The organism is Acidobacteriota bacterium (genome assembly GCA_039030395.1).
Taxonomy (GTDB): Bacteria; Acidobacteriota; Thermoanaerobaculia; order Multivoradales; family JBCCEF01; genus JBCCEF01.
In genome coordinates, this window is record JBCCEF010000056.1 from 1 (window position 1) to 2,392 (window position 2,392).

Genomic DNA, 2,392 nt, shown 5'->3' on the forward strand with positions numbered 1-2,392 from the left:
CGACATCGCCTGGCCGGCCGCCGCCGCCTTCGGTGTACATCACCACCGGCAGACGTTGCTGGCGGATAACGGCGAAGAGGCGATCGAGCTTGCGGTGGTGGAAGTAGCCCTGAGTACCCGCCAGCACGGTGTAATCGTTGACGATCACCGCGGCGCGGGCCTTGTCGGAGCCGAAGTGCTCGGCGTTGATCGTCGCCAGGCCGGTGAGAACGCCGTCGGCCGGCGTTTCGGCCCGGAGCTCTTCCAGCGAGCGGCGTTGGCGCTGGGCGGCGACCGCCAGTTGGCCGTACTCGATGAACGAACCGGGGTCGCACAGGTCGTCCAGGTTCTCGCGCGCCGTGCGATAGCCCTTGGCCTGGCGCCGTGCGACGGCCTCCGGGCGGCTCTCGTCTAGCGTGGTCGCGATTTTCGATTGCCAGTCGCCAAGCAGGTCTTGATCTTTCATCGGGCGGTCATCGTGTCACCGCCGATCGAAGGCTGGCAAGGGGGCATGTGTGCCAGAGGGCGCCGCCGCCCGGCGAGCGCACTCCTTCTATGCTGAGGTCCGCGGGAGGGCCTCGGCTGCCGAGGCCGCTGTCGCTGCTTGGCGGAGCCAGCGCCGCAAGAGGGCAGTGTCCTGACAGGCTGCGATCGCAGCGCGGAGGTCGTCGTCCACTACCAGATCGCGCGCCGCCAAGACATCGAGAATCGATCTCTTCAAGGCTTCGATTTGGCCTTCGGCTCGGGCTGCTGCCTGCCCTTCGGCTTTCCCCGCGGCCTCGCCCGCCGACCTGACAGCATCCAGGCTGTCATAGCCGTGGCGCTGCAGGAGATTGCGCAGGGTGACCTCCTGGCCGACCTGCCAGTCGTAGAGCGCCTCCACCGGTACCGGATTCTTGAGGATGCCGGGCGCGAGCAGCTCTTCGCCGGGCTGGAGCGTTCGCATCGCCTGACCGCGCTCGTGGACCTCGACCCGCCGCGGCCCGATCAGCCGCACGACCCAGATGAATCGGGTACCGGCCTCCAGGAGCTCGCGAATCTTGACCTCGAGATCCGCCTCGTCTTGGCCGGTGTCGGCGTACTCCACCGCCAAAGGCGGCACGCCCTTGACCCAACCGGGCTCGCGTGGCACGTTGCCCACCGCCACATCCGGGGCACGCAGGGTGTCCGGCGCCGGTGAGTAGCCGGTGTCGACCCCGGCCGAGTCGACCTGTGGATCGCTGCGGAGGACCGCCGCGCCGGTGGCCGCGGCGTCCGAGCCCCGGCCGCCAGTGGGCAGACAGCGGATCGGATAACCGCCCGACAGCTCATAGCCGTCGCCGTCGCGAATCTCATCGGCTTCGAAGCGACCGTGGCGGTACTTGAAGTCCTTACCCATGGATCGAGCCTAGCAGATAGCCTTGATCGGAAGCCGCTCGAGGGTCTTGGAGCAGCCCTCGTCTCCTGACGAATCGCCACCGATCCTGCTATTCGTGTGCCTCCTCATCCGCTGGCGCCTCAGGCGTTGGCGGCGGTGGCATGGGGAAGAGGTGACCGATCACGACATCGACCATTTCGCCGGTGTCCTTCGCCACTCCGAACATGTAGTCGTGGCCCTCGCCGGAATGCGGCCAGAGATCGACGCTCCAGTGGTCTCCCGAATCTTCGATCGTCACCTCGAAGTACTTGTCCAGCTCGGCGAGCCCCGCTGTCAGGTCTCCATAGCCGTCGATCATGCCGTGCTCACGGATTGAAGCATCGACGAACTGCCAGGGCGCGCTGCCCGGCCCTGTGCCGGCGGCGCTTGGTGTCGTATCGGATAGCTGCCCGACGGATGGACGGCCTCCGGGGGGCGAGTTGCACCCCAGGAGTAGCAGGAGAGCGCTGCTGGTCAGATTAAGAACTGTCGATCGTAGGCGCATGGTGTATCTCCAGGGTGAACGGCATCTGCTGAACGGCATCTCGCGTGCCATGCCTCGTTGGACTCGATGGGGCTGGTGGCGGTTCCAGGCGTCGATTCCAGCCGTGTTGACCTGGCCTCAAGGCGCCGTATCGCGAGAATCCCGCAGCAGTCGTGCGTCCTTTTTCCAGCGGCTCCGTCTATCTAAAGGAAGCACGAGTCAACCCACCCCACGTAAGGAACCAGACCATGCAAAACCACACGACCGACGACCCTCGCGCTTTCGTCTTGACGATCGCTCGAGTCTATGTTCCCGGAGCGCTGCCCAAGGAGGTCGAAGCGGCCTCTGAAACCGATGGGAGCGGCTGCTGTGGCTCTCGCCCTGTGCCGACTGAGGAGGCAGCGACGAGCTGCGGAACCTCGGCCTGCGACACAACCTCAACCGTTCAGCAACGCACGAGCTGCTGCTGAGCATCACTGACGCTCGCCATGGTTGGTGAGCGCTTGACTCTGAAAGCAATGGACCGGAGGTCA

The 2,392-nt window shown here is 65.8% G+C and carries 3 protein-coding genes; all 3 read right to left on the bottom strand.

Annotation, left to right across the window (positions count from 1 at the left end):
* Nucleotides 1–430 (bottom strand): carboxyl transferase domain-containing protein (locus tag AAF481_20410; protein MEM7483529.1); only part of this gene is annotated, 430 nt, incomplete at its 3' end.
* Between the two features lie 102 nt (nt 431–532).
* Nucleotides 533–1,357, bottom strand: coding sequence for a Uma2 family endonuclease (locus tag AAF481_20415; protein MEM7483530.1), 825 nt, complete (start codon nt 1,355–1,357; stop codon nt 533–535).
* 88 nt (nt 1,358–1,445) lie between these two features.
* Nucleotides 1,446–1,694 carry a hypothetical protein gene (locus AAF481_20420; protein MEM7483531.1) on the bottom strand — a complete coding sequence of 83 codons (249 nt, stop codon included), beginning with the start codon at nt 1,692–1,694 and terminating at the stop codon, nt 1,446–1,448.
* Between the last annotated feature and the right edge of the window lie 698 nt (nt 1,695–2,392).